27 protein-coding genes are annotated in these 26,470 nt (G+C 60.7%); 9 read left to right on the top strand and 18 right to left on the bottom strand.

Going from position 1 to position 26,470, the window contains the following annotated elements:
• Positions 1-75 precede the first annotated feature (75 nt).
• From ACT54B_RS02545 to ACT54B_RS02535, 3 genes are all read left to right on the top strand, one after another.
• A complete protein-coding gene (locus ACT54B_RS02545; protein WP_476042652.1) occupies positions 76-282 on the top strand; it encodes a YgaP family membrane protein in 207 nt (68 codons plus the stop codon).
• Positions 283-372: 90 nt separating this feature from the next.
• The gene (locus ACT54B_RS02540; RefSeq protein WP_476042651.1) at positions 373-1,467 is read left to right on the top strand and encodes a hypothetical protein; all 1,095 of its coding nucleotides are present in this window, start codon (positions 373-375) and stop codon (positions 1,465-1,467) included.
• 75 nt (positions 1,468-1,542) lie between these two features.
• Positions 1,543-3,378, top strand: a complete 1,836-nt coding sequence (locus ACT54B_RS02535; protein ID WP_476042650.1) for an acyltransferase family protein — start codon at positions 1,543-1,545, stop codon at positions 3,376-3,378.
• 6 nt (positions 3,379-3,384) lie between these two features.
• Here ACT54B_RS02535 and ychF read toward each other — a convergent pair whose 3' ends face one another.
• The 6 genes from ychF to ACT54B_RS02505 form a co-directional block, all read right to left on the bottom strand.
• A complete protein-coding gene (gene ychF / locus ACT54B_RS02530; protein WP_476042649.1) occupies positions 3,385-4,488 on the bottom strand; it encodes a redox-regulated ATPase YchF in 1,104 nt (367 codons plus the stop codon).
• Between the two features lie 89 nt (positions 4,489-4,577).
• Entirely contained in the window at positions 4,578-4,808 is a 231-nt protein-coding gene (locus ACT54B_RS02525; RefSeq protein ID WP_476042648.1) for a hypothetical protein, read from the bottom strand.
• Between the two features lie 234 nt (positions 4,809-5,042).
• Entirely contained in the window at positions 5,043-5,768 is a 726-nt protein-coding gene (gene pth / locus ACT54B_RS02520) for an aminoacyl-tRNA hydrolase (protein WP_476042646.1), read from the bottom strand.
• Between the two features lie 90 nt (positions 5,769-5,858).
• A complete protein-coding gene (locus tag ACT54B_RS02515) occupies positions 5,859-6,611 on the bottom strand; it encodes a substrate-binding periplasmic protein (protein ID WP_476042645.1) in 753 nt (250 codons plus the stop codon).
• A gap of 133 nt (positions 6,612-6,744) precedes the next feature.
• The gene (locus ACT54B_RS02510) at positions 6,745-9,123 is read right to left on the bottom strand and encodes an EAL domain-containing protein (protein ID WP_476042644.1); all 2,379 of its coding nucleotides are present in this window, start codon (positions 9,121-9,123) and stop codon (positions 6,745-6,747) included.
• Between the two features lie 314 nt (positions 9,124-9,437).
• Positions 9,438-10,031, bottom strand: coding sequence for a 50S ribosomal protein L25/general stress protein Ctc (locus ACT54B_RS02505; protein WP_476042643.1), 594 nt, complete (start codon positions 10,029-10,031; stop codon positions 9,438-9,440).
• A gap of 256 nt (positions 10,032-10,287) precedes the next feature.
• On the opposite strand from ACT54B_RS02505, the gene ACT54B_RS02500 reads away from it, so the two are divergent.
• Complete coding sequence (locus ACT54B_RS02500) at positions 10,288-11,733, top strand: hypothetical protein (protein WP_476042642.1); 1,446 nt, start codon at positions 10,288-10,290, stop codon at positions 11,731-11,733.
• An 86-nt stretch (positions 11,734-11,819) separates the two neighbouring features.
• On the opposite strand, the gene ACT54B_RS02495 is transcribed toward ACT54B_RS02500, so the two are convergent.
• The 6 genes from ACT54B_RS02495 to lgt form a co-directional block, all read right to left on the bottom strand.
• Complete coding sequence (locus ACT54B_RS02495) at positions 11,820-12,752, bottom strand: ribose-phosphate pyrophosphokinase (RefSeq protein WP_476042641.1); 933 nt, start codon at positions 12,750-12,752, stop codon at positions 11,820-11,822.
• Positions 12,753-12,970: 218 nt separating this feature from the next.
• A complete protein-coding gene (locus ACT54B_RS02490; protein ID WP_476042640.1) occupies positions 12,971-13,804 on the bottom strand; it encodes a hypothetical protein in 834 nt (277 codons plus the stop codon).
• 110 nt (positions 13,805-13,914) lie between these two features.
• Positions 13,915-15,066, bottom strand: coding sequence for a M24 family metallopeptidase (locus tag ACT54B_RS02485; RefSeq protein ID WP_476042638.1), 1,152 nt, complete (start codon positions 15,064-15,066; stop codon positions 13,915-13,917).
• Position 15,067: 1 nt separating this feature from the next.
• Positions 15,068-15,862 (bottom strand): peptidoglycan editing factor PgeF, encoded by a 795-nt coding sequence (gene pgeF, locus ACT54B_RS02480; RefSeq protein WP_476042636.1) that lies wholly within the window; start codon positions 15,860-15,862, stop codon positions 15,068-15,070.
• 60 nt (positions 15,863-15,922) lie between these two features.
• Entirely contained in the window at positions 15,923-17,029 is a 1,107-nt protein-coding gene (locus ACT54B_RS02475; RefSeq protein ID WP_476042635.1) for a class I SAM-dependent methyltransferase, read from the bottom strand.
• A complete protein-coding gene (gene lgt, locus ACT54B_RS02470) occupies positions 17,026-17,907 on the bottom strand; it encodes a prolipoprotein diacylglyceryl transferase (protein ID WP_476042633.1) in 882 nt (293 codons plus the stop codon). The genes ACT54B_RS02475 and lgt overlap by 4 nt, the downstream gene beginning before the upstream one ends.
• 212 nt (positions 17,908-18,119) lie before the next feature.
• Between lgt and ACT54B_RS02465 the strand changes: the two genes are divergently transcribed.
• The 4 genes from ACT54B_RS02465 (at position 18,120) to ACT54B_RS02450 (ending at position 20,502) form a co-directional block, all read left to right on the top strand.
• On the top strand, positions 18,120-18,380 hold the full coding sequence (locus tag ACT54B_RS02465) for an accessory factor UbiK family protein (protein ID WP_476042631.1): 261 nt from the start codon (positions 18,120-18,122) through the stop codon (positions 18,378-18,380).
• Between the two features lie 455 nt (positions 18,381-18,835).
• The gene (locus ACT54B_RS02460; protein WP_476042629.1) at positions 18,836-19,336 is read left to right on the top strand and encodes a type III secretion system chaperone family protein; all 501 of its coding nucleotides are present in this window, start codon (positions 18,836-18,838) and stop codon (positions 19,334-19,336) included.
• Positions 19,337-19,338: 2 nt separating this feature from the next.
• Positions 19,339-20,157, top strand: coding sequence for a pyrroline-5-carboxylate reductase (gene proC / locus ACT54B_RS02455; protein ID WP_476042627.1), 819 nt, complete (start codon positions 19,339-19,341; stop codon positions 20,155-20,157).
• A 3-nt stretch (positions 20,158-20,160) separates the two neighbouring features.
• The gene (locus ACT54B_RS02450; RefSeq protein WP_476042625.1) at positions 20,161-20,502 is read left to right on the top strand and encodes a tRNA-binding protein; all 342 of its coding nucleotides are present in this window, start codon (positions 20,161-20,163) and stop codon (positions 20,500-20,502) included.
• Between the two features lie 7 nt (positions 20,503-20,509).
• On the opposite strand, the gene ACT54B_RS02445 is transcribed toward ACT54B_RS02450, so the two are convergent.
• The 3 genes from ACT54B_RS02445 to ACT54B_RS02435 are packed head-to-tail and all read right to left on the bottom strand — an operon-like array spanning position 20,510 to position 23,147.
• Positions 20,510-21,901 carry an ATP-binding protein gene (locus ACT54B_RS02445; RefSeq protein WP_476042623.1) on the bottom strand — a complete coding sequence of 464 codons (1,392 nt, stop codon included), beginning with the start codon at positions 21,899-21,901 and terminating at the stop codon, positions 20,510-20,512.
• 53 nt (positions 21,902-21,954) lie between these two features.
• A complete protein-coding gene (locus tag ACT54B_RS02440) occupies positions 21,955-22,659 on the bottom strand; it encodes a response regulator (RefSeq protein WP_476042621.1) in 705 nt (234 codons plus the stop codon).
• A complete protein-coding gene (locus ACT54B_RS02435) occupies positions 22,656-23,147 on the bottom strand; it encodes a MarR family winged helix-turn-helix transcriptional regulator (protein WP_476042619.1) in 492 nt (163 codons plus the stop codon). The genes ACT54B_RS02440 and ACT54B_RS02435 overlap by 4 nt, the downstream gene beginning before the upstream one ends.
• 235 nt (positions 23,148-23,382) lie before the next feature.
• Here ACT54B_RS02435 and ACT54B_RS02430 point away from each other — a divergent pair, with 235 nt between their 5' ends.
• Complete coding sequence (locus ACT54B_RS02430; RefSeq protein ID WP_476043475.1) at positions 23,383-24,030, top strand: MBL fold metallo-hydrolase; 648 nt, start codon at positions 23,383-23,385, stop codon at positions 24,028-24,030.
• Positions 24,031-24,089: 59 nt separating this feature from the next.
• On the opposite strand, the gene ACT54B_RS02425 is transcribed toward ACT54B_RS02430, so the two are convergent.
• From ACT54B_RS02425 to ACT54B_RS02415, 3 genes are all read right to left on the bottom strand, one after another.
• The gene (locus ACT54B_RS02425; RefSeq protein WP_476042617.1) at positions 24,090-24,524 is read right to left on the bottom strand and encodes a BA14K family protein; all 435 of its coding nucleotides are present in this window, start codon (positions 24,522-24,524) and stop codon (positions 24,090-24,092) included.
• Positions 24,525-24,874: 350 nt separating this feature from the next.
• On the bottom strand, positions 24,875-25,090 hold the full coding sequence (locus ACT54B_RS02420; protein WP_476042615.1) for a cold-shock protein: 216 nt from the start codon (positions 25,088-25,090) through the stop codon (positions 24,875-24,877).
• Positions 25,091-25,456: 366 nt separating this feature from the next.
• On the bottom strand, positions 25,457-26,350 hold the full coding sequence (locus ACT54B_RS02415) for a DMT family transporter (protein WP_476042613.1): 894 nt from the start codon (positions 26,348-26,350) through the stop codon (positions 25,457-25,459).
• Positions 26,351-26,470 lie beyond the last annotated feature (120 nt).

Raw genomic sequence — 26,470 nt, 5'->3', positions numbered from 1 at the left:
CACCGACGGGGACGGTGGCGGTGTCTAGAAAAGGTTCAGGCTCGCTTCGGGGCTGTTCGCTAAAGGAGACCCATCATGTTGAAAACCAATGTCGGCACCATCGACCGTATCCTCCGGATTGTTGCCGGGCTCGTCCTGCTTGCCCTGTTCTTTATCTATCCGGACGCATCCTGGCGGAATTTCGCGCTGATCGGGATCGTGCCGCTTGCGACGGGTCTGTTTTCGACCTGCCCGCTCTACAGCCTCCTGGGCCTGTCGACCTGCCCGATGAAAAAGGCCTGACGGCGCGCCGCTTTCCCGCCTTTCATTCACCGGAATCCCGTTTAAGAATGTGCCCTGTCCGGATTGGATGAGCAGGGAGCGTTTGACGGCATGAACGGTTTGATCGAGCGGCAGCTGGCGGCTGCCGCGGGGGAGGGGATCATCTCCCCCGAACAGGCGGAGAGACTGGGTATCTTTCTGGCGGGACGTCTCGGCGGGCCGCAGCTGTCGGCGCCGCGCGCGGCCGACGAGGCCCCCAATCCCCTCGAGGAAACGGAAATGCCCCGCTTCGTGCGGGGTTTCCACGACATTCTCATCACTATCGGGATCGTCATCCTGCTCGCCGGCATTTCGGGGCTCACGCATCCGGCGGCGGCTCTGCTCGCGATCATTCCTCTTGCCGAGCTTCTGGTGCGGCGGCAGCGGCTGGCCCTGCCGGCCTTCACGCTGACACTGGCCTATGCAGGCAGCGTTACGGCGCTGCTGCTCTGGTTCATGAGTTATGTGTTTGCCAGCACGACGGAGGAGGGCCCGACCGTCTTCCTCTATTTCCTCGCTGGCTATGCGCTTCTCTTCATTCCCTTCTACTGGCGTTATCGGGTGCCGGTGGCGCTCGCCGCCATGATCGCGCTGACGGGAGCTGCCTTCATCCTGATGCTCGCCGCCTTTGCGGAGGTGATCGTCTATGGCGATGGCACGCGTCATCCCGTGATGATGCTCGCCTTCTGCCTGGCGGGTGCGCTCGGCCTGCTGGCAACGGCATTGTGGTTCGATCTCTCCGACCCGGCCCGTATCACCCGCCGTTCGGATGTCGCTTTCTGGCTGCATCTGGTGACCGCGCCGGCGCTGCTCTATTCCCTGCTAGCGCTGATCTTCTACTCCAAGGGCGCGGGCGATGGATGGGATGTGAGCACGATTGCCACATCGCAGCCGATCACCGTCGTGACGGTTGTCTCGGTCTTCGTGCTCTTCGGCCTCGCCATGGACCGGCGCGCCTTCGTGACGGCCTCGCTCGTCTCGCTCGGCTTCTCGCTTTCCTCGCTGCTGGAACACAAGCTCTCCAGCCTCGGCAGCATCTTCTTCATCTCCCTGTTGGTGCTGGGGCTGATCGTGCTCACCATCGGGGTGCTGTGGCCTGCCTTGCGGCGCGTGGTCATCGGGCCCCTGCCTCCGGCGCTGCAAAAGAAACTGCCGCCCCTCCGATGATCTGGGAGCTGATAACGGTTGTCAGGTGACTTCTGAAGTGGGATAGGAGATTTGTTTTGACAGGGGATATATCAAGTGAGTGAACACCGCTTTAGGCCCGATATACAAGGAATGCGGGCAATAGCGGTTACCTTGGTTGTTGTTTTTCACGCAAATAGGGACGTGTTGAGAGGTGGCTTTGTAGGTGTAGACTTCTTTTTCGTAATTTCGGGGTTTATCATAGGTTCCCTGTTGCAGGAGCAATTTCAGTCGAAAAGGTTTTCCTTTTTCGATTTCTTGTTGGCGCGGATCAGACGAATTGTTCCAGCCTATGGTTTTTTACTTGCAGCAACAGCTGTATTTGCCTCATTATTGTTTCTGCCGCGCGACTTTGAAACGTTTCTTGGAAGTCTTCAATCAGCGACCTTCTTTTCTAGTAATAATTTTTTCGCCAATCAAGCAGACTATTTCGCGCCATCGTCTCACGAACTTCCCCTTTTACACACTTGGTCACTTGCTATAGAGGTGCAGTTTTATCTCTTATTTCCGCTCATTTATAAGATTTCGTCTATACGTTTGCGGTCGGCGGTAATGTTTTTGATTGCTGCTGCACTTGTGGCATTGTCTACTATAAAGATGCAGGATTGGGGGCATCAAGCAGAGTATTTTAGTCTCGCGGGACGCGCCCCGGAGTTTCTGGCAGGTGCTTTGGCAGCCGGTATTCCACCTGCCGCATTGAGCGCATCTACAGGCCAATGGTGGAGAAGTTGCTTGGGTTTAGCCCTTGTCTTAGGTAGCGCGTTGTTTCTGAACGAGGAAACCGCCTACCCGGGCGTCAATTCTCTACCGCTTGTCGCAGGCGCGGTTTTGCTAATATGTTCTCCCCAAGGATTAGTTAATGCTATCCTTCAGCACCCCTTGTTTTTATTGTTAGGTAATATTTCCTATTCTGTTTATCTTTGGCATTGGCCCGTTCTGAGTTTTTGGCGTTATTGGAGCGGCCAGTACCAAATACCGATCTTGCCTCTTTGCGTTTTACTGACGCTTATCCTGTTGCTGTCATATGTCTCGTACAGATGGGTGGAAAGGCCATTTCGGGCTCGTGACTTTATTCGGTGGCGAGGATGGTTGCTTGCAAGTGTTGGGCTACTGTCGGTTACAGCCAGTGCAGTTCAGAGCAATCAATTGGTAGCACCTGCGATGCCGACAGAATGGACACGTTACGCTGATCCAGGCAGCATATGCCACGGACACATCATTGGCGACTGCGTACGTGGGCCGATGAGCGGGTCAAAAGAGATACTCTTGCTGGGGGATAGCCACGCTGCGCAGCTTAATCTAGCATTTTCGGAAATTGGGAATTTAGCGGGGGTACGCATTCGTATCGTCTCCGCGAGTAGTTGCGTTCCGGTTGAGGGTATCGATCTTGCTAGACTTCCCAAGTGGGCCCAAAAGCCGTGCAGCTTTATGATTGAGCAAACGAAAGCTTATCTGGAAGAAGCTGATGCGGTCATACTAGCCGGAATGTGGACATACCAGGTTGATAGTCCAAGATCTCTGGCGGCCATTGGGGAATTCTTAGATGCTGTTCATTCCCGCGGGTTACCGGTACTTGTGTTGGGCCAGATTCCGCAGTTTCGGCAAAATCCGCTTCGAGTTTATAGATTTGGTGAAATAGGGCTCCCCCTACCGGAGATGTTGCGGGACCCCAAGCTTCCGGTGACCAACTCGATTATCCGTGCACTGGGGCAACGTCACGGCCAGGCGGAATTCTTGGACGTAGGTTTGTTACCCATGTTTCGTGATGCGCCGTATTTTGATGCAAAGCCGATATATCAAGATAGCCACCATTTGAACGAGATCGGCGCTCGAATGTATGGTGAGATGGTGGGCCCTCTGATAGCGTCATGGGCCCACCGGGTCTTGCCGTGATATAATTCAGGTGTTGAACTTGAAATGGATGACGTCGCCGTCCTGGACGACGTATTCCTTGCCTTCGTCGCGAGCCTTGCCCGCTTCCTTGGCGCCGGTTTCGCCACCGAACTTGACGAAGTCCTCATAGGCGATGGTGTTGGCGCGGATGAAGCCCCGTTCGAAATCCGAGTGGATGACGCCGGCGGCCTGCGGGGCCTTGGTGCCGCGCACGATGGTCCAGGCGCGGGTTTCCTTCGGGCCCACCGTGAAATAGGTGATGAGGTCGAGCAGGTGGTAGCCGGCGCGGATCAACCGATCGAGACCGGCTTCGTGGAGACCGAGGGCTTCCAGGAATTCCGTGGCTTCCTCGTCCGGCAGCTGGGCCACTTCCGCCTCGATATTGGCGGAGATCACCACGCATTCAGCGCCCTGTTCCTTCGCCATGGCCTCGACGGCCCTGGTGTGGGCATTGCCGCTGGCCGCATCGGCTTCCGCTACGTTGCAGACGTAGAGAACCGGGTGGGAGGTGAGCAGGTTGAGGCTGCGCAGGATCTTCACTTCGTCCGCGCCGAGGGTCGGCACGAGCACGCGGGCCGGCTTGCCCTCGGAGAGCAGCTTCTGTACCGCTTCCATGATCGGCAGCTGTGCCATGCTGTCCTTGTCCTTGCCGGTCGCGCGCTTGCGGGTCTGCTCCACGCGGCGCTCCAAGCTGTCGAGGTCGGCGAGCATCAGCTCGGTCTCGATGGTCTCGGCATCGGCGACGGGATTGATGCGGCCCTCGACGTGGGTGATATCGTCATCCTCGAAGCAGCGCAGCACGTGCACGACCGCATCCACTTCACGGATGTTGGCCAGAAACTGGTTGCCGAGGCCTTCGCCTTTCGAGGCGCCGCGCACCAGGCCGGCAATATCCACGAAGGAAATGCGGGTCGGGATGATTTCCTTCGACTTGGCGCTGTCGGCGAGGATCTTCATGCGCGGATCCGGCACGGCCACTTCGCCGGTATTCGGTTCGATCGTGCAGAAGGGATAGTTGGCGGCCTGTGCAGCGGCCGTGCGCGTCAGCGCATTGAAAAGGGTGGACTTGCCCACATTCGGCAGCCCGACGATTCCGCATTTGAAACCCATGGGAGGTCCTGACTTCGTCTCGATTTCGTGTTGCAAGCCTTTTGCGGAAAGGGGCGCGGAAGGTCAAGGGCGGAAGGGCAAATTCCGCCTTAGGCGAGGGGCAGCATGATTTTGTTAATGCGTATCTGCTTACCTTGGGCTTTGCCGAGACCGAGACCTGCATGGTGCCCACGTTCTATTATCTCGTTGCCCTTCCGGTTTTTGGCCTGTTGGGCATTGTCGTTCATCTGCTTCGCGCCCTGTTCAGCGCGCTGCCCTTCGGCAGCGCGGCCGAAGGGCTCCTCGATGCGGCCATCCTGGGCGACGATCCCCTGACCCACGGGCCCGGGATGGTTCTTCGATCTCTTTTCGACCCGCCAGACGGATGCAGGCCGCTATGATCTTGCCAGCCTTCAAAACATCCGGATCTGCTGTCAGGTCTGCATAGGCCTGGGGATGGCCGCTTTGATCTTATTCCCGGTCTCGATCAGCTTTTCCGCAGCGCCGTGGATTTCGCATCCGTCTGGCTTGCCGATCTCTTCCTGTTCCGGCTGAAGACCCTCACGCTGTTCTGATCAGTCCTTACCGCCAAAGAGTTTCTTCAGCATGTCCGCCATCGGGCCGGTTGCCGGCAGTGCCCGCGGCTGGTTGTGATTGCGGGCCTGATGAATATGGGATTTCCCGGGGGCAGGGGATTTCGGCTGGGCACCCTTGCCGGGCATGTCTTCCGCTTTCCCGCCTGTCATCAGTGCGATCTTGTTCAGAAACTGGGATTCCTCGCCACGCAGCAGCATATCGGTGTGGTCGGCAACCGCATCCAGAAGCGGCTCCAGCCAGACCCGGTCCGCCTTGGCAAAGTCACCCAGCACATGATTGTGCACGGCTTCCTTGGAACCGGGATGACCGATACCCAGGCGAACACGGCGGTATTCCTTGCCGCAATGGGCATTGAGCGATTTGATGCCGTTGTGGCCGCCATGGCCCCCGCCCAGCTTGACCCGGACCTTGCCGGGCGGCAAATCGAGCTCGTCGTAGAGCACGACAATATCTTCCGGCTTCAGCTTGTAGAAGCGCATGGCTTCGCCGACGGCCTCGCCCGAGAGGTTCATGAAGGTTTGGGGCTTGATGAGCATCACCCGTTCGCCGCCAATCTCGCCTTCGGCAATTTCTGCCTTGAACTTTCGCGACCAGCCGGAAAAGCCGTGCCGGCGATGAATGGCATCCACGGCCATGAAGCCGATATTGTGCCGGTTTCCGGCATATTGGCTGCCCGGATTTCCCAGGCCTGCAATCACCCGCATCGCTTCACTCCCCTCGCTGGCACGCTCCTGTCCGGTTCGGCGGGCAGGAGGTCGGTGCGGCGGATTACTTGGCGTCGGGCGCGCCTGCCGTCAATTGGTTTTTCGCACGAAAGTCTGCAGATTCTGGGCCGGCATTCCGTATTTGCCGTAGATCGCATCCTGTTCCCCGGCCAGAACGAGCGCATCCAGTTCCGCCTGGAGCGCCTTGATCGTCTCCTTCGGGACATCCAGCGTGCAGGCGAGCGCATAAATCGCGGCTGGCATGGACATGACTTCTTCCAGCGGCTTGCCCTTGGCCACTTCGGCGCGGAAGGCGGCTTCCGACGTCATGGCAAGGTCGATGCGTCCGCTCACCAGCTTCTTCAATGTCAGACCGAAATCGGACGCGTAATCCAGGCGGGGGAAGCCCTGCTTCTGAAGATAATCGGCCGCATAATCGCCCCGCTGCACCCCGACCGTGAAGGTTTTCGCTTCCTCGATGGTTTTCGGGTCAACTTTCGAGCCGGCCTTGCGCACCAGCATGACCTTGCCGGCACCGAGCGGCTCCACCCACTGAAACAGCTTGTGGCGGTCTGCCGTGTGGTTGGTGGCGTAGAGGCAGATGTTGGTTTCGTGGGTGGCGAGATTATAGGCGCGCGCCCAGGGCATGATCTCCATGCGATAGTCAATTCCGGCGCGGGTGAGAATGGCGTGGACCTGATCCGCTCCCGCTCCCACAATCCGGCCGTCCTTTTCGAAGGAATAGCCGGGATACGGTTCCGTGAGGATCTTCAGGGGGGCTGCGAAAACGCAGGTCGAACCCAGGAAGAGGAATAAGCTTGCCGATGCCAGGATACGCTTCATCTCGATCTCCCGTCGAGCCAAAGAAGGTATAGAAGCCGCGGCCCGACCGGAGAGGGGCCCTCGGAAGGCGAGCCTTCGTCGGCGATCCGTCCTCCTCCGGTCCCCTTTTATGTTTGTGACGGTAAGGAGAGGATCAGGCCGGCGTTCTGGCCTGCGCTACGTCGTTCTGCATCATCTGTGTCAGTTCATCGATGGGCAGCGGTCTGCTGAACAGGTAGCCCTGTCCGCAATCCACGCCCATCTCCAGAAGTATGCGCCATTGTTCCTGAGATTCAATCCCCTCTGCGATGACGGTGCAGGCCATCTTGTGCGAGATGGTGGCGATGCCTTCGACCAGCATGCGGCTGCGGTCGTGAACGGCGCTGTTTCCGGCCGTGAGGGCGTGGACGAAGGATTGGTCCACCTTGACGATATCCACCGGAAAGCGGTTCAGGTAGCTCAGCGACGAATAGCCTGTGCCGAAATCGTCGAGCGCAATGCGGCAACCGAAGCGGCGGATCTGGTCCAGAATGGTCAGCACTTCCGGATTGCCCTGCAGGAGCACCGCTTCCGTGATTTCCACCACGAGTGCCTCCGGCCTGATGCGGTGGCGCTCCACCAGCGCCGCGAGACGCGCGGGCAGGCTGGATTCCACCTGCAGCGGGGAGAAATTGATCGCCACATAGGCATTCGGCAGATCATGCTCGGCGGTGAGACGGGCAAAATGAGCCAGGGATCTCTCCAGCATGCGGTTGCCGATGCGGATGATGCTGCCGGTTTCCTCGGCGACCGAGATGATTTCACCCGGGGGCAGCACGCCCTTTTGAGGATGGAGCAGGCGCAGAAGCGCTTCAAAGCCGACGATATCGCCGGTCTTCAGATTGACGACGGGCTGGAAATAGGCGTCGATCCAGTCGCTGGTGAGACCGGTCTCGATAAATTCTTCCAGTTCGGCTCGCCGGCGGGTCTGGTCGGTCATGGAGGGATCGTAGACCTGGGCGCCGTTCTTGCCTTCGCGCTTGCGCGCATACATGGCCATGTCGGACATCTGAAGCAGTTCTGCCCCGGACCGGCTGTGTTGCGGATAGAAGGCGATGCCGATGCTGGCGGACAGACGGGCCTCGATGGTGGTGCCGGTGTCGAAGGGCTTCTCGAACAGCGCGGTGATGGATTTCGCAAGCTGGAAGGCGGAGTGCTGCGCCTCCGGGGCCATGCGCAGGATAGCGAATTCATCGCCGCCGAGGCGGGACACACAATCTTCCGGCTTCAGCACAGGCAAGATTTTCGACACGACATCGCACAGGACGATATCGCCGGCAGCGTGGCCGAGATTGTCGTTAATCCACTTGAAACGGTCGAGATCGATGAAAAGGCAGGCCAGTTCCTGGCCCGTATCGTCGGCCTGCCGGATCTTCTCTTCCAGAGCGGCCTCGAAGCCCTTGCGGTTCATCAGACCGGTCAGGTGATCGGTCACCGCCTGACGGCGAATGCGCGCTTCCGATTCCTTCAGCGCGGTCACATCCGTCATGACGCTGAGCGAGAAGGAACTGCGAAGATCGCCGCCGCCGGGCGGCGTCTCCACGATCAGGACGTCCATCCGCTCGCCATTGGCCTTCACGAAGCGCACGGTGACATCCTTGCGGGCGCCGGAGGCGTCCTTCTGGTCGCCGCGGCCGTTGTAGAGGTCCAGGTCGGCCTGATCCACCATGCTGGCAAAGAAGCGCCCGATCACCTCCGCACGGCTATAGCCGGTGGCCACCAGCCAGTAATCGCTGACGGCGGTGATCCGGTCGTCGGAATCGATCGAGTAGAGCATGGCCGGCGTGCGGTTATAGATATCCGTGGCGCGGCGATGGGCGAGGCGAAGCTCGCGTTCTTCCTTCTCGAGCTTGCTCTGCATCTCGTTGAAGCGCGCGGCCAGATCGCCCATCTCGTCGCGCGAATCCCAGTTCACGCGCTGGCGCGAGCCGAATTTGCGGGTGGCATCCACCGCTGCCGTCAGGCGCATCAGGGGCGTGATGATCATGATGCGATTGCCGATGATCGCAGCGGCGGACACGGCCATGACCGCAAAGGCAAAGATCGAGATGAAACCCAGCTCGATGGGTTTCAAGGACGAGAACAGCCCCACTTCCGGATAATAGACGATGAGTTCGCCAATCCTTTCCTGCCCCGCCGATCCGGCATGCAGGATGGGAAGCGACACGGAATCCATTCGCTGGCCGCTGGCCCGCGAAGACTTCGCATCACGGATAAGCTGAAATTCGTTCGTATCGCGGATGAGGACGCGCGTCACCGTCGGATCGGTGAGGATGGTGTCGGCAATGTTGGCCACACTGGCGGTGTCGAAATCCCACAGCGGCTGTGACAAGGCCTTTGCATTGCTTGTCGCCACCATGCTGGCATGGTTGACGATCTCCGTACGGGCGCGGGCCGAGGCCAGAAACAGGAACAGCACGAAGAGCGGTGCGACGAAAATCAGCAGGGCGCCGCTCAGAATGGCCAGGAACCGGCTTTCGACCGAATGCGTCATGCGCACCGATCCCGCAGGGGCAGGCCGGTGGGTGCCGAATGGCTGTGTCGTCTCCTCATCAGCGGCATGTCATCCCCGGGATAATCTCTATCAGGATGAAATTCGAGCGTACCGAACAATGGATGCCCGGATCCGTAAGCACACGATTCAGTCTGCCCTCGATCCAATATAAACATCCCATGATTTGTTAGGGAAGTACAACTGTTATACTTGATACTAACAAAAAAGTCCCACAGTGTGTACTGCGGGACTTTCCATTTGCATTCTTGCCTTGAAAAACTGCTCGAAGGCAGCTTTTTCCGGGAAAAAAACGATTAAGCTTCTTCGCCGGAGGTGCCGCCGGCCGGAGCGACCAGGGTGGCAATGGTGAAGTCGCGATCGGTGATGACCGGGCTGGAGCCAGCCGGCAGCTGCACATGCGAGATGTGGATGCTGTCGCCGATCTTGTGGCCGGAGAGGTCAACGGTCAGGAATTCCGGAATGGCGTTGGCCGGGCAGTGCATTTCGACTTCGTGACGAACGATGTTCAGCACGCCGCCGACCTTGATGGCCGGGCACTTTTCCTGGTTGATGAAGTGAACCGGCACTTCAACGGTAACCTTGCTGTCGGCAGAAACGCGAACGAAATCCACATGCATGGTGAAGTCGCGAACCGGATCCAGCTGGTAGTCCTTCGGCAGAACGGAGATCTTCTGGCCGTTCAGGTCGATGGTGGCAACCGTGGTCATGAAACCGCCGGCATGGATGCGCTTGGTCACTTCATTGGTGTTCAGCGCGATGGAAATGGGGGCCTGCTTGTCACCATAGATGACAGCGGGAATCTGGCCATTGCGGCGAAGTTCACGGGAGGACCCCTTACCTACCCGTTCGCGCGCCTCGGCCTTGAGCTCGTAAGATGCGTGGCTCATGGCATTATCCTTTCGAGGTTATATGGAGAGTTCGAAGCGGCGTGCCGCCCGAACGGAAGCCTTTCCCGCAAGGAAATGCTCCATCCGCGTTGCCTCCAAGGGTGTCTACGCGGACTGGGGGCTCATAGACCAAAGGGGCCTGCTTGGCAAGGCTTGCCGGGACATTTCACCTCTTCCCTCAATTTCGGCGGGCAAAGGTTGACAGGACAGCGGCTCCAAACCACCATTTGGACGAAAGCCAATCCGGAGATCCCGCATGTCCTACCGTTCGTTCCTGCTCGGCACCGTCGCCGCGCTCAGCCTTTCCACCGCCGCGCCTGCGGCGCAGCCGACGCCGGAGGGGGCCGAGGCGATCGTCAACTCGCTGACAGGATTGCTGCCTGCGGCGGTCAAGAACACCGGTTTCATTGCCGCCATGCCGGAAGGCGACCATTATCGCCTGAGTGTCGATCTCGGCAAGCTGGTAACGCTCTTCAAGCCCGAAAAGGGCAAGTTCAACCTGTCTTCGCTCTATGAATTGCAGGTTTTCCCCGCTGGCCCCGACGGTCTCATGAAAGTGAAGCGGGAATCGCAGCCTCTTACGGTGAATGCGGACTGGGACGTCGGTACCGAAAAGGGCAATCTGTCCTACCTGATCAAGGATTTTGTCTTCGAGGGCGATTTCGACCCCGCGATCGCCTATTTCCGTTCGGGCGTCGGCCATGCGAGCGGCGGCACGATGACCTCCTTCGATGGCAAGGCCGACATGAAGGCCAGCTTCGGCCCCTCCGACTACACGATGGCCGGCCAGAAGAATGCGGCCGGCGCGGTGGATTTCTCCACATCCGGGACGGTATCTGGTCTCAGTGAAACGATCACGGGCCCCGATACGCCGCCGGTGACGCTCACCATGGGCAATATCGGTGTCGATGGAAAGGTCACCGGGTTGAAACTCGCCGAAGTGAGCGACCTGATCACCTTTGCGATGGCCCATGCGGATGAGAAGCCTCTTTCGCCAGCCACCAAACGGGCCGTGGCGGATCGCATCGGCAAGGCCATGCCCTTTCTGGACGCCTTGACCGAGGAAGTGAAGATCGACGATCTGGCAGTGCTTGCCAATGGCATCACGGCCAAGTTCGGTTCGGTGGGCTACCGGCTGGGCTTTGCCGGTTTCAAGGATGATTCCGAATTGCATTTCGGCATTTCGGTCAAGGATCCCCAGATCAATGGCGTACCGGAGGTGGTGGCGTTCAGCGATCTCATTCCGAAGACGATGACCATGACCGTTTCGGTCAACCATCTCAATTTCGCGACCATGGCCCAGAAGTTCATCGAGCAGGCGGAAAGCCAGCTGACCGATGCCCAGATGGACGAGATCGGCAAGGCGATCCTCAAGGATGGCCGCGTGCATGTGGAAGTGTCGGAATTCGCGGCGACCTCACCGCTCTACAATCTCTCGGTCAAGGGCCATATCTCCACGGATGCCAAGGCCGATCAGGCGAAGGCCAATGCGGAATTCGACGTGACGGCCCGCGACCTCGACAAGACGATCAAGGGGATCCAGGACCTCGCGCAGACGGTTCCTGACCTGAACACGGCCTCCTTCGGCCTGATGATGGCCAAGGGCATGGCGAAGAACGATGCCGAGGGCAATGCGACCTGGAAGGTGGAAGTCTCCGAAGACGGCGCCGTGAAGATCAACGGGCAGCTCATGCCCCATTGAGCCGCTCGGGCCGGCCGAAAAAACAAAGCCCCGGGGCGCAGGCTCCGGGGTTTTTTGATGCTTTTCAGAATGGGTCGTAAGACAGATCAGTCGAACAGGCTCGACACGGATTCTTCCAGCGCCGTGCGGTTGATGGCTTCGCCGAGCAGGGTGCCGGTGGAGATCACGCGGATGTTCGGGGCAGTCTGCACCGCCGTCGTCGGCTGGATGGAATCGGTGATCACCAGTTCCTTGAGCTTGGACGAGGAAACACGGGCAACCGCGCCTCCGGAGAGAACGCCATGGGTGATATAGGCGGTCACGCTGGTCGCGCCGTTTTTCAGAAGGGCCTCGGCCGCATTGCACAGCGTGCCCCCGGAATCGACGATGTCGTCGATCAGGATGCAATCCTTGCCGGAGACGTCGCCGATGACGTTCATGACTTCGGACTCACCCGGACGGTCGCGGCGCTTGTCGACGATGGCCAGCAGGCAATCGAGGCGCTTGGCAAGCGAGCGGGCGCGCACCACGCCGCCGACATCAGGCGAGACGACCATGACGTTCTGCAGGTCGTAATGTTCCTTCACGTCGCGGGCCAGAATCGGCACGGCGTAGAGGTTGTCCGTCGGAATATCGAAGAAGCCCTGGATCTGTCCGGCATGCAGATCGAGCGTCAGGACGCGATCGGCACCGGCTTCGGTGATCAGGTTGGCCACGAGCTTGGCGGAAATCGGGGTGCGGGGGCCGGGTTTGCGGTCCTGGCGGGCATAGCCGAAATAGGGGATCACGGCGGTAATGCGCCGGGCGGAAGATCGCCGGAACGCATCGATCATGATCAGCAGTTCCATCAGGTGATCATTCGTGGGGAAGGACGTGGACTGGACGACAAAGACGTCCTCGCCGCGCACGTTCTCCTGAATTTCCACGAAGATTTCCTGGTCTGCGAACCGCCTGACCGAGGCCTTGCCCAAAGGTACGTTGAGATATTTGCAGATCGCTTCGGCCAGCTGCCGGTTCGAATTGCCTGCGAAAACCTTCATCTTGCCCCGCCTGTTCAGGTCAGCGTCCTGCGTCTCGATGACGCCCCAAAGAAGGGACGCTGCGCGATAAGTGAAAGCGGATGGCATGTCGTCGGAACCAGGAGGGTAACGGGCCATACGCTAGCTTTTGGCGCTTTTTAGCGCCCCTCCGCCCGATTGCAAGACCAATCAGCCGGCTTTCCCTATTTTCTTCGCAGAAGCCTGCCGTCACCCGCCCTTCAGGGGCCGGCACTCCAGTTGACGTAGCTGTCCATGGTCTTGGTGGCGATGGTCTGCATGACCGAAGGCGGTACCGCGCTCCAGGGGTCGGCTGCGTTGCCGGGGAAGGTTTCCTGCCCCTGGATGCGGTTCAGCCGCCCGCCATTGGCGTCCAGAACGTCCCAGACATAGGTGATGGTGATATTGCCGCCCCCCGCGACGGCCGAGAAATAGCCCTTGAGCACGTGCTTGGCGGTCTTGTCGGACGAGCTGCGAATGGCAATGCCGCGCGCTCTGGCTTCCGCGCCGAGCTGGCGGGAGAGGGGGGTGACCGCCGGCAGCGGCGCGCCGATGATGGGCAGAAAGCGCAGTGTCTGGCCGCTTTCCGCCGAAAGGCTCGCCGATTGCTGAGGCGCTGGCTGCTGCGGCGCTGGCTGTTGCGGCGCCGGTGCCGAGGGAGCGGCAAGGCTGGTGCCGCTCTGCTGCGGCTCAGACGGGGCTGCGAGCGTTCCATTCCCCCCATTTCCGAGGGAGGCGGCCTGCTGCTCGAGCGTTGTCGGCGGAGCGCCCGGGCCGGGCGTCGCATTCGAGGCGGGATAGGAGGGGGCGCCGCCCGGGGGCGGCAGGGAGGATGAGGCCACCGGCTGGCCGGGAACGGCGGCCTGCGGCTGGGAGGGATAGACGGGCTGCTGGGTCCTTGCCATCTGGTCCAGGTCCCGGTCGGTGACGGGGGAGGACGACGGCGCAAGCCCGCCGCCCACGTCGACCTGGGGCGTCAGGGCATCCGTCGTGTTGCAGCCGGAAGCGAGAAGCGCGACACACAGAACGCCGATGGCTGTTCTTCCGTGGTGCATCGTCGGGCCATCCCTTCCCCTGTGCGCTTCCCGGGCGCGTTCATGCAACTGTATGAAGGCCGTAGCTTGCCTGTCAATTGCCGCCCCTCCCGGCGGGGGAGATTTCACCTCTATCGCACGATCAGTTCAAGCGAATGGCGCGAGAGGCTTCGCGGTGCATCGGCGGTGGTCAGGTAGGTCTGTCCCAGCGTCATGGCGGTCCCGGTATCGGAGTCCATGATGATCATATGCACGAACAGGGACATGTCCGCCTCGATCGGCTGTGGATTGCCGGCGTGGAACATCTGGTGTTCCATCCAGGATGGGGAGAACCGGGCGCCGAGCGAATAGCCGCAGGCGTTCAGCCGGTGTCTGGCCAGATCGCGTTCATCCATGATCCGCGCGTGAATGTCGAACACATCGCCGAAGGTATGTCCGGGCTTCAGCACACCCTCGATCGCGAGGATGGTTTCGCGGCAGGCCTCGTAAAGCTCCATATGGCGGGGCGAGGGGGTGCCGATCACCACCGTCCGCATCATGGCGGCGTGGTAGTGGGCGCTCACGCCAGCCCATTCCAGGGTGAGCTGGTCCTGGCTGTCCAGCGTGCGGCGGCCAGCCTTGTAGCGGCACAGAAGGGCATCCGCGCCGGAGCCGATGATGAACTCGTTGGCGGGATAGTCTCCGCCACCGAGCAGAACCGCGCCCTGCATGGCGGCGAGAATATCCGCCTCGCTGCCCCCGGCGCGGATCAGCGGCAAGGCGGCATCCAGGGCATCGTCCGCCAATTCGGCCGCCCGGGCCACCTGAGCGGCCTCTGCGGCGGATTTTACCAGCCGCAGCCTGCTGACCAGATAGGATGCATCGATCAGCTGGCAGAAGCTCATCAATTGATGATCAACCAGCCGCGCCACCCGTCCGGTCATGCCATGGGTGTCGTATTCGATGCCGATGCGGCAACCGAGCAGGTCCATGTCCGAAAGAAGGTTGCGCAGATCCACCGACGGGTCGGCGTTTACGCGGTCGACCCAGATGGAAATCGTCTCGATGGTGGAGGTGTGCCGCGCCTGCCGCAAGTCCGCTGAACGGGTCAGCAGCGTCATGGTGCCATCGGACTTGACGACCAGTGTCTGGAAGAAGCAGTAGCCGAAGCTGTCATAGCCCGTCAGCCAGTACATGCTTTCCTGGGCAAACAGCAGGATGGCGTCGAGTTTTTCCTCGCGCATCCGCGTCGTCAGTCGCTGCATGCGTTCCGCATATTCCGCGGTGGTGAAGTGAAGACCCATCTTATGCATTCTCCTCGATCGCAATCGCCGAAATCTGCCTGCCGTAATCGGGCTCCTGCCGGTGCGTGGTGCGGCGGTAGGAGAAGAAACGGGCAGCGTCCGGATAGGTGGACAGACCCAGGCTGGAGGCCGCGACGCCTGCCGCCTTCAGCCGGTCGACCGTCAGGGTGGGCAGATCGAACATCGCATGGCCAGCCTTTTCCGAGGGAATGAAATAGCGCGCATCTTCGGGATTTCTCGCGAGAAAACGCTCGACGAATTCGGGTCCGACTTCGTAATGGGGCTGGGCGATGGAGGGACCGAGCACGGCGACCATCCGTTCACGCCGGGCGCCAAGCCTTTCCATGGCGTCGATGGTGGCTTCGAGCACGCCATCCAGCGCGCCCTTCCAGCCCGCATGGGCAGCGCCGATCACGCCCGCATCCCGGTCCGCAAACAGGATCGGCCCGCAATCGGCCGTGAGAACGCCCAAGATGATGCCCGGGCGATCCGTGACCATGGCATCGGCCTGGTTGCGGGGAAGGTGTTCCGGATCGGACATCACCGTTACGTCAGGCGAATGGACCTGGTGCTGGGTGGCCAGCCGGCTGACCGGCAGACCGAACCAGCGCGCCACGCCGGCCCGGTTCTCTTCCACGGCGGCCCGGTCGTCCGATGATCCGAGGCCGACATTGAGACCGGCGAAAATACCGGTGGACACCCCGCCTTCGCGGGTGAAGAAGCCGTGACGGATGGGCGGTCCGAGCGCGTCGAGCGCGGGACTGAGGAGAGGGGACGGCCTGGCAAGATCGGTCAAGCTTCGCTCCTTATGCACTGTCAGAGATAGGGGACGCGGCTTCGTTGCCGCGCGCCGTCTTCAATGGGGGATCGGCCGGAAAGGCAGGAGATCCACCGCCGGGCTGGACACGACGAGCACCTTGAACAATTCGCCCATCTTGCCTTCGCCCTCGTCGGCAAGGCGGCTCGCCGCCGCCTTGATCAGCGATGCAACCGCCGGGTCCTTGCCCTCGGAAAGGGCGTTGACGCGCTGCTGGATGCCGAGACCGTAGAGAAAGTCACCCTGCCTGAGGCAGCCATTGATCGCCACGCCGCTCGCCTTGGCCACTTCGGCCAAATGCTGGAAATCCACATGGCTGGTCAGGTCCGCCTCGCCGGGATGGGCCAGCGGCGGGTCGTAATCATGGCGCAGGACGGCTTGCAGCGTATCGCCGAAACCCGTCACCATGGTGCCGTAGTCGATGATGATGGCCGTGCCGCCCGAGTTCTTCAACCGCTCGCAAAGCGTGCTCATCACAGCCTGACGGGCTGGGGCGATCTCGAAGATCGTGCCGTCCGGCACGGCGCCGGGATCGACCGGCAGCAGGGCGGGGTCGATGCCGGCCACGCCCGCGCCGAAGGCGAGCTGGTCGGATTCGTCCAGCAGGATCATCCGCTCGCGAAAGCCGAGGGGTGTCTTCACGAACTGTCGGATCGGGATCGCGTCGAAAAGCTCGTTCGCCGCAAGAAGGGTGAAGCCGGAGGGCACCGTATCGAAACTGGTATGCCATTCGATCCGGCCCACATGGGACGACAGGGTTTCCTGCTGCACATCCTGCAGGCGCAGGCTGGTTTCCACCAGATGCACACCGACCGAATGATAGAGCGGGGGAGCAAGCTTGGCCACGACCCGCAGTATATCGGACATCATCGTGCCGCGGCCGGGACCGATCTCCACGAGCCGCGTGTTGGCGGGCATGCCGTGTCGTTGCCAGGCGTGGACCAGAAAGATGCCGATCATTTCCCCGAAGAGCTGGGAGATTTCCGGCGCGGTGATGAAATCGCCTTCCTGGCCGAAGGGTTCGCGGGTCTGGTAATAGCCGTGCTCCGGATCCGCCAGGCACAGGGAAAAGAAATCGGTGACGGAAATGGGACCGTTGGCGCGGATGAGCGCCTTGATCTTTTCCGCAAGTGGCGTCGTTGTCATCCCTGTCCCCCATTCGTCCGGGTGGCATCGCCATCCGTGCCGATCGTGCCGTTCCTGCCCGAACGGATGATCGCCCAAAGACCGGCCAGCACCAGCGGCAGTGACAGGATCATCCCCATCGTCAGCCAGCCTCCGCCGAAATAACCCAGATTTGCATCCGGTTCCCGGAAGAACTCGGAGAAAATCCTCGCAAGACCATAACCGCAAGCGAAAAGCCCCGCCAGTCTCCCCGGATGTTTCAGGATGGCTGTTCCCCATGCAAGTGCCTGTAGAACCAAGAAAAGTAGCAGGCCCTCCAGCGCTGCCTCATAGAGCTGGCTGGGATGGCGCGGCTCCGGCCCCCCATTGGGGAAAATCATCGCCCAGGGCACGTCGGTCACGTGGCCCCAGAGTTCGCTGTTGATGAAGTTCGTCAGGCGCACGAAGAAGATGCCGAGCGGGGCAACCGAGCAGATCGTGTCGATCAGGCTCCAGGTGGAAATGCCGTTGCGGCGTGAAAACCAGATCATCGCTACCAGCGTGCCGATCAGGCCGCCATGGAAGGACATCCCGCCGTTCCAGACGCGGATGATGTTGAGGGGATCGGCGAGCGTCCGCTCTCCATCATAGACGATCGCATAGACGATACGCCCGCCCAGAACGATGCCGAGCGTGGCCCAGACGATGAAATCGCCCAGCGCGTTCGGCCCCATCGGCGCCCGGTTTCCCGGCCACAGCCTTTCGCGGGCGACGAGACGCTCGGCAATCTGCCAGGCCGCCAGGATGCCCGCCACATAGGCGATCCCGTACCAGCGGACGGCGACCGGGCCGATGGTGAAGGCGACGGGGTCGATGGCGGGGAAGGGCAGGAGTGCGAAAAGTCCGGCAATCGTCTGCAAATCGGTGATCCTGTTTATCGGGCGGAAGATGACCGCCACGCTTCGTCCGGTCAAGCCGCTTGTTGGCATGCGGGCGAGGCCGGCGGCCTGCGGCTTCAAATCACTTGCATCGCATCGCACATGATCCTACCTCCATAGCCAGGAATTCAGCTGTGCGGTCCGGGTCTCCCTCAGGGAAACCGGCGGCCGCGATCCGACGGAAGGAGATGACCATGACCTCGGGACCGAACCGCCTACTCGACGATTTCGCCAAACTGATGACCGATGCCGCAGGGGCAGCGCAGGGCCTGCGCAAGGAAGTGGAAACGGCCTTCCAGGCTCAGGCGGAACGCTGGATGAACGCCATGGATCTGGTCAAGCGCGAGGAGTTCGACGTCGTGCGCGACATGGCTCTCAAGGCCCTTGAAGAGAATGAGGCCCTCAAGGCGCGGATCGACGCCCTCGAAGCCAAGAAGGGCTCTTCCAAAGCCTGATATTTCTTCCCTTGCACCGCCCGGAATTTCTGGGTCCGGACGGTGCATCGGTTCATTCTTGTTAACCTTTTGTTAACCAATTCTTGCAGGGTCTTTCGAGGGAATCATCCAGGGCCCTGTCTACAGTTAAAAAAATCATAATTTTTTCCACCTGTGGACATCTCCGAAAAAGCCAATGGGCAGAGTCATTTATGACTCAACGCTGAATCGGATTGCGAAGTGCTGTCCACAAGCCTCACGCTCAAAACGCGCCCTGAGGGCTGGCGCGTGGATTCAGTCATTATACACTGATTTTAAATGATGATTCGAAACAGGCCCGGTCAGCTTCGTGCAGGGTACAGTCGGCAGGATCGAAGTCCGTTTCTCAGTCATCCTGGAATGAGTATCCGGTATTTTTGCGTTCTTGGCGTGCTTAGGCGCGAGGGGAATGTCTTTGCCGGTCGAAAAGGTGCCGCATGAGCTTTTTGGAAATGGATGTGCAACGCCAGTCAAACCCGGTCGACATGATCGAGTTCGTTGCTGCAAGCAATGACTGGTCCTTCGAGCGGTCGGGCGAAGACGAGATCGCCATGACGGTCAAGGGCCGCTGGGCGGATTATCATGTCTCCTTTTCCTGGATGGAGCAGTTCGAGGCGCTTCACATCGCATCCGCCTTCGACATCAAGGTGCCGGAAAATCGCGTCAATGAAGTGATCCGCCTGCTCTCCATGATCAACGGACAGGTGCTGATGGGGCATTTCGACCTGTGGCGCGCAGAGGATGTGGTGATCTTCCGCCAGTCGCTGCTTCTGGCAGGCGGTGCCGAGCCCAATAACCAGCAGGTGGAAGTGCTTCTGTCCAACGGGCTGGATTGTTGCGAGGCCTATTATCAGGCATTCCAGTTCGTCGTCTGGTCGGGCATGGAAGCCAAGGCGGCCCTCGACGCGGTTCTCTTCGAAACAGCAGGCGAGGCTTGAGCATGAGCGTTTCTCCGTCGGGTCCCATCGTTCTCGTCGGGGCAGGCAACATGGGCGGCGCCATGCTGACCGGCTGGCTGAAGAGCGGTGTGCCGGGATCCTCGGTGACCGTGATCGATCCACGCCCGTCCGATGCCATCCAGCAGCTGATCAACGATGCCGGCGCCACCCATGCCACGCAACCGCCGCCGGGGCTTGAGGCGAGCATTCTCTTCCTCGCGGTGAAGCCGCAGGCCATGAACGACGTCCTGCCGCCCCTCCGGCCGGTCGTGGGCGCCGGAACGGTGGTCGTCTCGGTTGCTGCCGGAAAGACGCTCTCAACCATCGGCTCCCAGCTCGGCGCATCGGCCATGGTGCGCGCGATGCCCAACACGCCTGCCATGATCGGACGCGGCGTGACCGGTGCCTTTGCCAACGGACAGGTCAGCGCAGAGCAAAAGCAGGCCGTCCAGGCGCTGCTGAAGGTCAGCGGCCCCGTCGAATGGGTCGGATCCGAAGCCGATATCGATGCCGTCACCGCCCTCTCCGGCAGTGGTCCGGCTTATGTCTTCTATCTCGTGGAGTGCATGGCAGAGGCAGGCCGTAAAGCGGGCCTGCCGGCGGACCTCGCCATGCGTCTTGCACGGGAAACCGTCTCGGGGGCCGGTGAATTGCTTCACCGGTCCCCCGACGATGCGTCCAGGCTTCGGCAGAACGTAACCTCTCCCGGAGGAACCACGGCTGCTGCTCTTTCCGTTCTGATGGCCGATGACGGCATGCAGCCGTTGTTCGACCGCGCCATCGAGGCTGCCCGAATCCGGGCCGGCGAACTGGCGGGTTGACCGATGGCGGGCATGATCGGTTTTGACGATTTCGAGAAGGTGGACATCCGGATCGGCACGATCGTCGAGGTCATGGCCTTTCCCGAGGCGCGCAAGCCCGCCTGGAAACTGAAGATCGATTTCGGGCCGGAGATCGGCGTCAAGAAATCCTCCGCCCAGATTACCGTGCATTATGGCGAGACCGATCTGGTGGGCCGTCAGGTGATGGCCGTGGTGAATTTTCCGCCGCGGCAGATCGGGCCTTTCCGTTCCGAGGTCCTGACGCTGGGCTTCGCAGACGACAAGGGCGATATCGTTCTGGCCATGCCGGAGCGGGCGGTGCCGAACGGCCAGAAACTGATGTAAATCCGACTCAGACCGGAACACGCACGATCGCGCGGAGGCCGCCGAGCGGGCTGTCTTCCAGCGTGACATTGCCGCCGTGGCTGCGGGCGATATCGCGGGCGATGGCAAGGCCGAGACCCGTGCCGGACGCATCGAGATTGCGCGCTTCGTCCAGCCGGAAGAAGGGTTTGAACACATCCTCGCGCGACCCGGTGGGAATGCCCGGTCCGTCGTCGTCGAGGGTGATGGTCAACCAGCGGCCGCCCAGCGTGGCCGAAAGCTCCATCCGTCGGGCGTAGCGCAGGCTGTTGGAAACCAGATTGGACATCAGGCGGGAAAAGGCTGTCGGGCGCACATTCGCGACCCGAGGGCCGGTCAGCGACCACGTCAGGTTCTTTCCATGGATTTCCGCCTCAGCCTCCAGCTTGGAGAAGAGCTCGCTCAGGTCCAGCTGGCCGAGATCTTCTTCGGATTCGCCCCGGGCAAAGGCCATGTAGCCTTCCAGCATCGACTGCATGTCCGCGACATCCTCATTCAGGCCGGCCAGGTCGGGATTGTCTCCGGCCAAAGCGAGTTGCAGTTTGAAGCGGGTGAGAATGGTGCGCAGGTCATGGCTGACCCCCGTCAGCATGGCGGTGCGCTGTTCCATCTGTCGCTCGATCCGCTCCCGCATCAGGATGAAGGCAAGCCCGGCCCGCCGGATTTCGTCGGCTCCGCGGGGTGAGAAGTTCTCCGGCATCTTCTGGCCCTTGCCGAAGGCTTCCGCCGCCTTGGCAAGCGCAACGATCGGGCGAATCTGGCCGCGCAGGAAGAGAATGGAGATCGCGATCAGCACCAGCGCCGTGCCGACCATCCACAAAATGAAGATATGGGTGTTGGAGGCGTAGGTCTCGTTGCGCTTCACCAGCACGGTCAGGATCTGCTCCCTGAGCAGAATTTTCACCTCGACCATGCTCGGTCCATCCGAAGGCATCAGGATGTTGATGCGATACGGCAAGCCGATCTGGGTCTCGATCTCCGCGCCGAGCGTCTGTTCGAGCAGTCCGAAGAGGGGAATTTCTCCGCCGGGCGGCAGCGCCTCGCCGGGGGTCAGGGAGACATCGAGACCCAGCCGGTCCTTGGCAAGTTGCAAGGTTTCCGCCACCTCGTCGGGCGCGGGGTGACGGGTGATGAGATAGATGATCGCGGCAATGTCGCGGGTCGTGCCATTGGTCAGGCGCTGCGTCACCATATGCCAGTGCCGCTCCATGAAGACGATGGAGACCGCCACCTGCAGCATGACCATGGGAAGGACGATGATGAGCAGCGAGCGGGCATAGAGGCCGGTGGGCAGGCGACGGCGCACCCAGCGCGCCAGCGAGGAAAAAAAGGACGGTGACGGCCGGTCGGGTTCGGGACGAATAGTATCGAAGGTCGTCATGACAGTGCTGCCTCCCGAACGGTTTCAACGCATCCTATGGTAAGACACCCGGATCAGTCGACGCAGAGCCGGTAGCCGATCCCGCGGACGGTCTGCAAATAGACGGGATTGGCGGGATCGTCCTCGATCTTGCGGCGCAACCGGTTGATCTGGACGTCGATGGTGCGTTCGCCGATCTCCCCGTCGTTGCCCGCAAGCTCATGCCGTGCAACCGTCTCTCCGGCACGCGCCGCGAAAAAGCTCATGATCTCGGTTTCCCGGTCTGTCAGGCGCACCAGAACGGACGCCTTCTTCAGCTCCTTGCGCGGCAGGGAGAAGGTGTAGGGGCCGAACATCACCTGATCCATCGCGGATTGGTCGAGACCGGGGGCCCGCTTCAGAATATTCGTGATGCGCAGGACCAGTTCCCGGGGGTCGAAGGGCTTGGAGACATAGTCATCGGCGCCAGCCTCCAGTCCTTCGATGCGGGAGGGGGCTTCCGCCAGGGCGGTCAGAAGAATGATCGGTATGTGGCGGATGGATTTCAGCGCCCGGGTCAGGGACAGGCCGGTCTCGCCGGGCATCATCACATCGAGAATGATCAGGTCGAATTCCATTCCGGCAAGTTTCCGGCGCGCCTCGGCCGCATCGGCTGCGACGGTTACCCGGAAACCGTTTTCCGAGAGATAGCGGTTCAGCAAGGCCCGGATGCGGGTATCGTCATCGACGACGAGCAGATGGGCGGCATTGTCGGCAATGGCAATCGGCTGGGGGCTCATGCCTTCTCCCTGTTCTGCATGCCTGTCAGGAACTGCCGCACCGCGGCGCGCTCGGCGGGCGTCATGCCCTGAAATGCCTCTGCTATGCGGCGGGATTGCGGCTCGGCCAGCGCCAGCGCCAGTTCCCGGCCGGCGAGCGTGGGATAGAGCTTGCGCTGCCGGCGATCGGCATGGCCCGCCATCTGCCGGATATAGCCGCTGTCGATCAACTGCTTGAGGACACGGGAGAGGCTCTGCTTGGTGATCTGGAGCGTGTCGAGGAGATCGGCGACCGTCATGCCGGGATAGCGGTTGACGAAATGCACCACCCGGTGATGGGCGCGGCCAAATCCGCTCGAGGCGAGAATCTGGTCCGGATCGGATACGAAATCGCGGTAGGCGAAGAAGAACTGTTCGATGGTTTCGAAGTCGATATGGCGGGCGTCCGCCATGGGGGCGTCCAGCACCTCCTGCTCCGCTTCCTTTTTCTTGCCTGCCTGCCTTGCCACGTCTGCCTGTCCTGTTCTGGATCGCGGTCTTCCCGCCGCTGCCCCTGCCGGAGCAAGAAAACTTCCCCGGCCGCACTCCGACTTGGATAGACCGTATCCGCGGGACAAATCAACTCCATGTGATCGCGTACACGGCTGCGTGATCTTTCCCCCCGCTGCAGCGCGCCATATATGAACCCCTGAACAGGGATTCGGCCATCTCGGAAGCCGGATGCGTCACAGCAGAGAGGTTTTCATGGGCATGTTGCAGGCCGGTATTATCCCGGTCACACCCTTCCAGCAGAATTGCACCATCCTGTTCGATCAGGATACCAAGGAAGGGGTCATCGTCGATCCCGGCGGTGATGTGGAAACCATCCTGCAGATCGTTCACGAAAACGGCCTGACGCTCAAGGAAATCTGGTTGACCCACGGCCATATCGACCACGCGGGCGGTGCGGACGAGCTGCGCGAGCGGCTGTCCATTCCCGTGATCGGGCCGCACAAGGATGATCTCCCGCTGCTCTCCCGCATCGAGAAGCAGGCTGAAACCTACGGCATTCCCGGTTCGGTCCGGAACGTGACCCCGGATCGCTGGCTGGAGGATGGCGACGAAGTGTCCTTCGGCGATCATGTTTTCGAAGTCCGCCACTGTCCGGGGCACGCGCCTGGACATGTCATCTATTTCAACCGGGTGCAGGGTTTTGCCCATCTGGGCGATGTGCTCTTCAACGGTTCCATCGGGCGCACCGATCTGCCCGGCGGCGATCACGCCACATTGCTGCGCTCCATCAAGGAAAAGGTTCTTCCGCTCGGGGATGATGTGGGCTTCATTTGCGGGCACGGCCCGGGCGGGCGCATCGGCGAGGAGCGCCGCAACAACCCCTTCATTCGCGGCTTGTAAGCCAAAGAAAAAGGCGGGCTCGAAGCCCGCCTTTCCGTTTACGTACCGTCCCGATAGGGTCAGCGGCAGAAATGCTCACGGCCGTCATAGCCGATGAACGTGCCGGTCGACGGATCGAAGGACCGGTAGCGGGCGCTGCAGTAGCGCAGCCAGGACCGGGTCCACGGACGCATGCCGGACGATTCCACGACATAGCGGCGCTCGACATAGGCCGGGCGAACCACGACCCGGTTCGACCGGTAGACATAGTTCGGTTCATCGACCGGACCTTCCAGAACGCTGTAGTCATCGACATAATGACGACGCGGCGGGGCAGCCAGCGCACCGCCGATCAGGGCGCCGACGGCAAGGCCAGCCACGCCGGCTGCCAGCGCATCGCCACCATCGCTATGGTGGTGACGGCGCCATCCGTCAGCGGAAGCGGTTCCGGCAGAGGCGACCACGGTTGCGGCAATCGTCGCCGAAAGCACCAGTGTCTTGAAAATCTTGTTCATCGCGCGATTCCTCTTCGTTCCGACCGGTGGCCCGGGCAGGAAAGCCTGCCACCCTTATGAAGCAGAATTAATCACAAGCGAGCTGAATGCAACCTGAATGACAGGTCATGCCGCTTCACGGTTACTGAAGCACGGGCCCCGACTGTGGTTTTTACGGAGGCGTCTTTACAGGTGAAGAATAACGATACTTACCCAAAACAAAGAAAGGCCCGGATCTTGATGACCGGACCTTTGAAATGCACACCAATACGGAACCCTTCATTGCTGACAGATGCCGCACTGCACGGACGGTTTTCAGAGGGATCGGGAGCTGGCGTCACCCGCTCCGACTTCACCGTCCCGGCGGGGCATCAGCCCGCGATCTGAAGGTTAACGGCCTTCGGACCTTTGCCGCGGCGATCCGGCTCGGTGTCGAAGGTGACCTTCTGGTTTTCGGACAGGCCGGAGAGACCCGAAGCCTGAACGGCAGAAATGTGAACGAAGATATCAGCGCCGCCGTTGTCCGGCTTGATAAAGCCGAAACCCTTGTCGGTGTTGAAGAATTTTACAGTGCCACTTTCGGCCATGCGTCATGTCCTTTTCTCTCTGCCTGTGTCAGACCAGGCAGCATCGGTAAATTGCCCTTGGTGGGCGTGGGGCAGGCAATTCTCGAATATGGAGGAAAGGGTCCCATGTTACCGCGGCCGGCACAGGACAAAGCTTGCTTCTTCGCCCCGCTTCGACCGCCCGAGGTATTACGACTTCGGCGCGCTCTGTTTATAAGGTCTTCCCGTGTTCGCTAAATGCCCGAACGGCGGTAGATTGATGCGTTTATGGCCAATTGGCAAGCGAAAGTTTTCATCATGATGGCCACAGGAAATACTCCATAAAAATTCGTAATCATTGAGTATTTCCGCGCAGTAATTGTCGAAATAGTCCGTTTTCTAAACGATTTACCCTATGCCGTGTGTTTTCCGGCGCAAGACTTCCGGAATGATCTCAACCATAATCATTGCGACGAAGATTATTCCGCATCCGACATATCCGGCAGTGGTCAGGGTTTCGTTCAGCAGGAGGGCTCCGAAGAGCCCGCCGAACAGGGCTTCCGCCGAAAGCATGATGGCCGCCTGCGAAGCGGAGGTGTGCCGCTGGCCGATAACCTGCAGGACAAACGCAAAGCCTGACGAGAAGATTCCGACATAGAGAATTTCGAGACCGGCGCCGCGGATCGCCTCGAGGCTGAGCGGTTCGCTGGCAAGGCCGACGGCCATTCCGCCGACGGCGCAGACGGCGAATTGTACCGTGGAGAGAAGCAGCGGGCGGCCGCTCTCGCCGACGAACAGTCCCACAAGCGTCAACTGCACCGCCCAGAAGAGGGCGCAGAGGATCGTCAGGCCATCGCCTGCGCCCAGCCGGTCGAGGGCGCCGCCGCTCAGCAGATAGATGCCGGTGAGCGAGAGGATTGCGGCGGGCCAGATGATCCAGTGCGGCGGCTTGCGCAGAAAAATCACCGAGATCGCCGGGACGAACACCACATAAAGACCGGTCAGGAAGCTGGAATTGGTCACCGTGGTAAATTGCAGGCCCACCTGCTGGGTGGCAGCGCCGAGAAAGAGGGCCACACCGATCAACAGAAACTGGACCCAATGCCGGGACGAGAGGGGCGTAACAGCCGAGCGCCCTTCGCGCAGAGCAAAAGGCAGGACGCAAAGCGTGGCAATGGCAAAACGCAATCCAATGAACCAGAACGGCCCAAGCGAATCCATGGCCGTCGATTGAGCCACGAAACCTGCTCCCCAGATGGCGGCTGCCAGCAACAAGACGAGGTTGGCCTGCATACGGCTCATGATGGCCCTCCGGGCAAAACTGATGTTATTGTGCAATTGTACAGTAATGGTTCGACCGAAGCGCTCATAGGCGAATTTCCGCTGTTTTTCAAATGGCTGGTTTCGTCTATGGATTGGGTC

Source organism: Gellertiella sp. DMC107 (assembly GCF_056313605.1).
The sequence above is the reverse complement of the archived record's forward strand: the minus strand, read 5'-3'. Positions and strand labels throughout refer to the sequence as shown.

Bases quoted from the DNA above. Each gene is read 5' to 3' on its own strand.
- proC (WP_476042627.1), top strand. From the start codon at position 19,339: ATGAGCGTTTCTCCGTCGGGTCCCATCGTTCTCGTCGGGGCAGGCAAC.
- ACT54B_RS02495 (WP_476042641.1), bottom strand. From the start codon at position 12,752: ATGAAGGTTTTCGCAGGCAATTCGAACCGGCAGCTGGCCGAAGCGATC.
- ACT54B_RS02545 (WP_476042652.1), top strand. From the start codon at position 76: ATGTTGAAAACCAATGTCGGCACCATCGACCGTATCCTCCGGATTGTT.
- ACT54B_RS02420 (WP_476042615.1), bottom strand. From the start codon at position 25,090: ATGGCCGAAAGTGGCACTGTAAAATTCTTCAACACCGACAAGGGTTTC.
- ACT54B_RS02430 (WP_476043475.1), top strand. From the start codon at position 23,383: ATGGGCATGTTGCAGGCCGGTATTATCCCGGTCACACCCTTCCAGCAG.
- ACT54B_RS02475 (WP_476042635.1), bottom strand. From the start codon at position 17,029: ATGACAACGACGCCACTTGCGGAAAAGATCAAGGCGCTCATCCGCGCC.
- ACT54B_RS02450 (WP_476042625.1), top strand. From the start codon at position 20,161: ATGGCGGGCATGATCGGTTTTGACGATTTCGAGAAGGTGGACATCCGG.
- pth (WP_476042646.1), bottom strand. From the start codon at position 5,768: ATGCGGGTGATTGCAGGCCTGGGAAATCCGGGCAGCCAATATGCCGGA.
- ACT54B_RS02440 (WP_476042621.1), bottom strand. From the start codon at position 22,659: ATGAGCCCCCAGCCGATTGCCATTGCCGACAATGCCGCCCATCTGCTC.
- ACT54B_RS02425 (WP_476042617.1), bottom strand. From the start codon at position 24,524: ATGAACAAGATTTTCAAGACACTGGTGCTTTCGGCGACGATTGCCGCA.
- ychF (WP_476042649.1), bottom strand. From the start codon at position 4,488: ATGGGTTTCAAATGCGGAATCGTCGGGCTGCCGAATGTGGGCAAGTCC.
- ACT54B_RS02500 (WP_476042642.1), top strand. From the start codon at position 10,288: ATGTCCTACCGTTCGTTCCTGCTCGGCACCGTCGCCGCGCTCAGCCTT.
- ACT54B_RS02515 (WP_476042645.1), bottom strand. From the start codon at position 6,611: ATGAAGCGTATCCTGGCATCGGCAAGCTTATTCCTCTTCCTGGGTTCG.
- ACT54B_RS02415 (WP_476042613.1), bottom strand. From the start codon at position 26,350: ATGAGCCGTATGCAGGCCAACCTCGTCTTGTTGCTGGCAGCCGCCATC.
- ACT54B_RS02465 (WP_476042631.1), top strand. From the start codon at position 18,120: ATGACCTCGGGACCGAACCGCCTACTCGACGATTTCGCCAAACTGATG.
- ACT54B_RS02540 (WP_476042651.1), top strand. From the start codon at position 373: ATGAACGGTTTGATCGAGCGGCAGCTGGCGGCTGCCGCGGGGGAGGGG.
- ACT54B_RS02485 (WP_476042638.1), bottom strand. From the start codon at position 15,066: ATGGGTCTTCACTTCACCACCGCGGAATATGCGGAACGCATGCAGCGA.
- ACT54B_RS02460 (WP_476042629.1), top strand. From the start codon at position 18,836: ATGAGCTTTTTGGAAATGGATGTGCAACGCCAGTCAAACCCGGTCGAC.
- ACT54B_RS02505 (WP_476042643.1), bottom strand. From the start codon at position 10,031: ATGAGCCACGCATCTTACGAGCTCAAGGCCGAGGCGCGCGAACGGGTA.
- ACT54B_RS02510 (WP_476042644.1), bottom strand. From the start codon at position 9,123: ATGACGCATTCGGTCGAAAGCCGGTTCCTGGCCATTCTGAGCGGCGCC.
- ACT54B_RS02490 (WP_476042640.1), bottom strand. From the start codon at position 13,804: ATGCACCACGGAAGAACAGCCATCGGCGTTCTGTGTGTCGCGCTTCTC.
- ACT54B_RS02445 (WP_476042623.1), bottom strand. From the start codon at position 21,901: ATGACGACCTTCGATACTATTCGTCCCGAACCCGACCGGCCGTCACCG.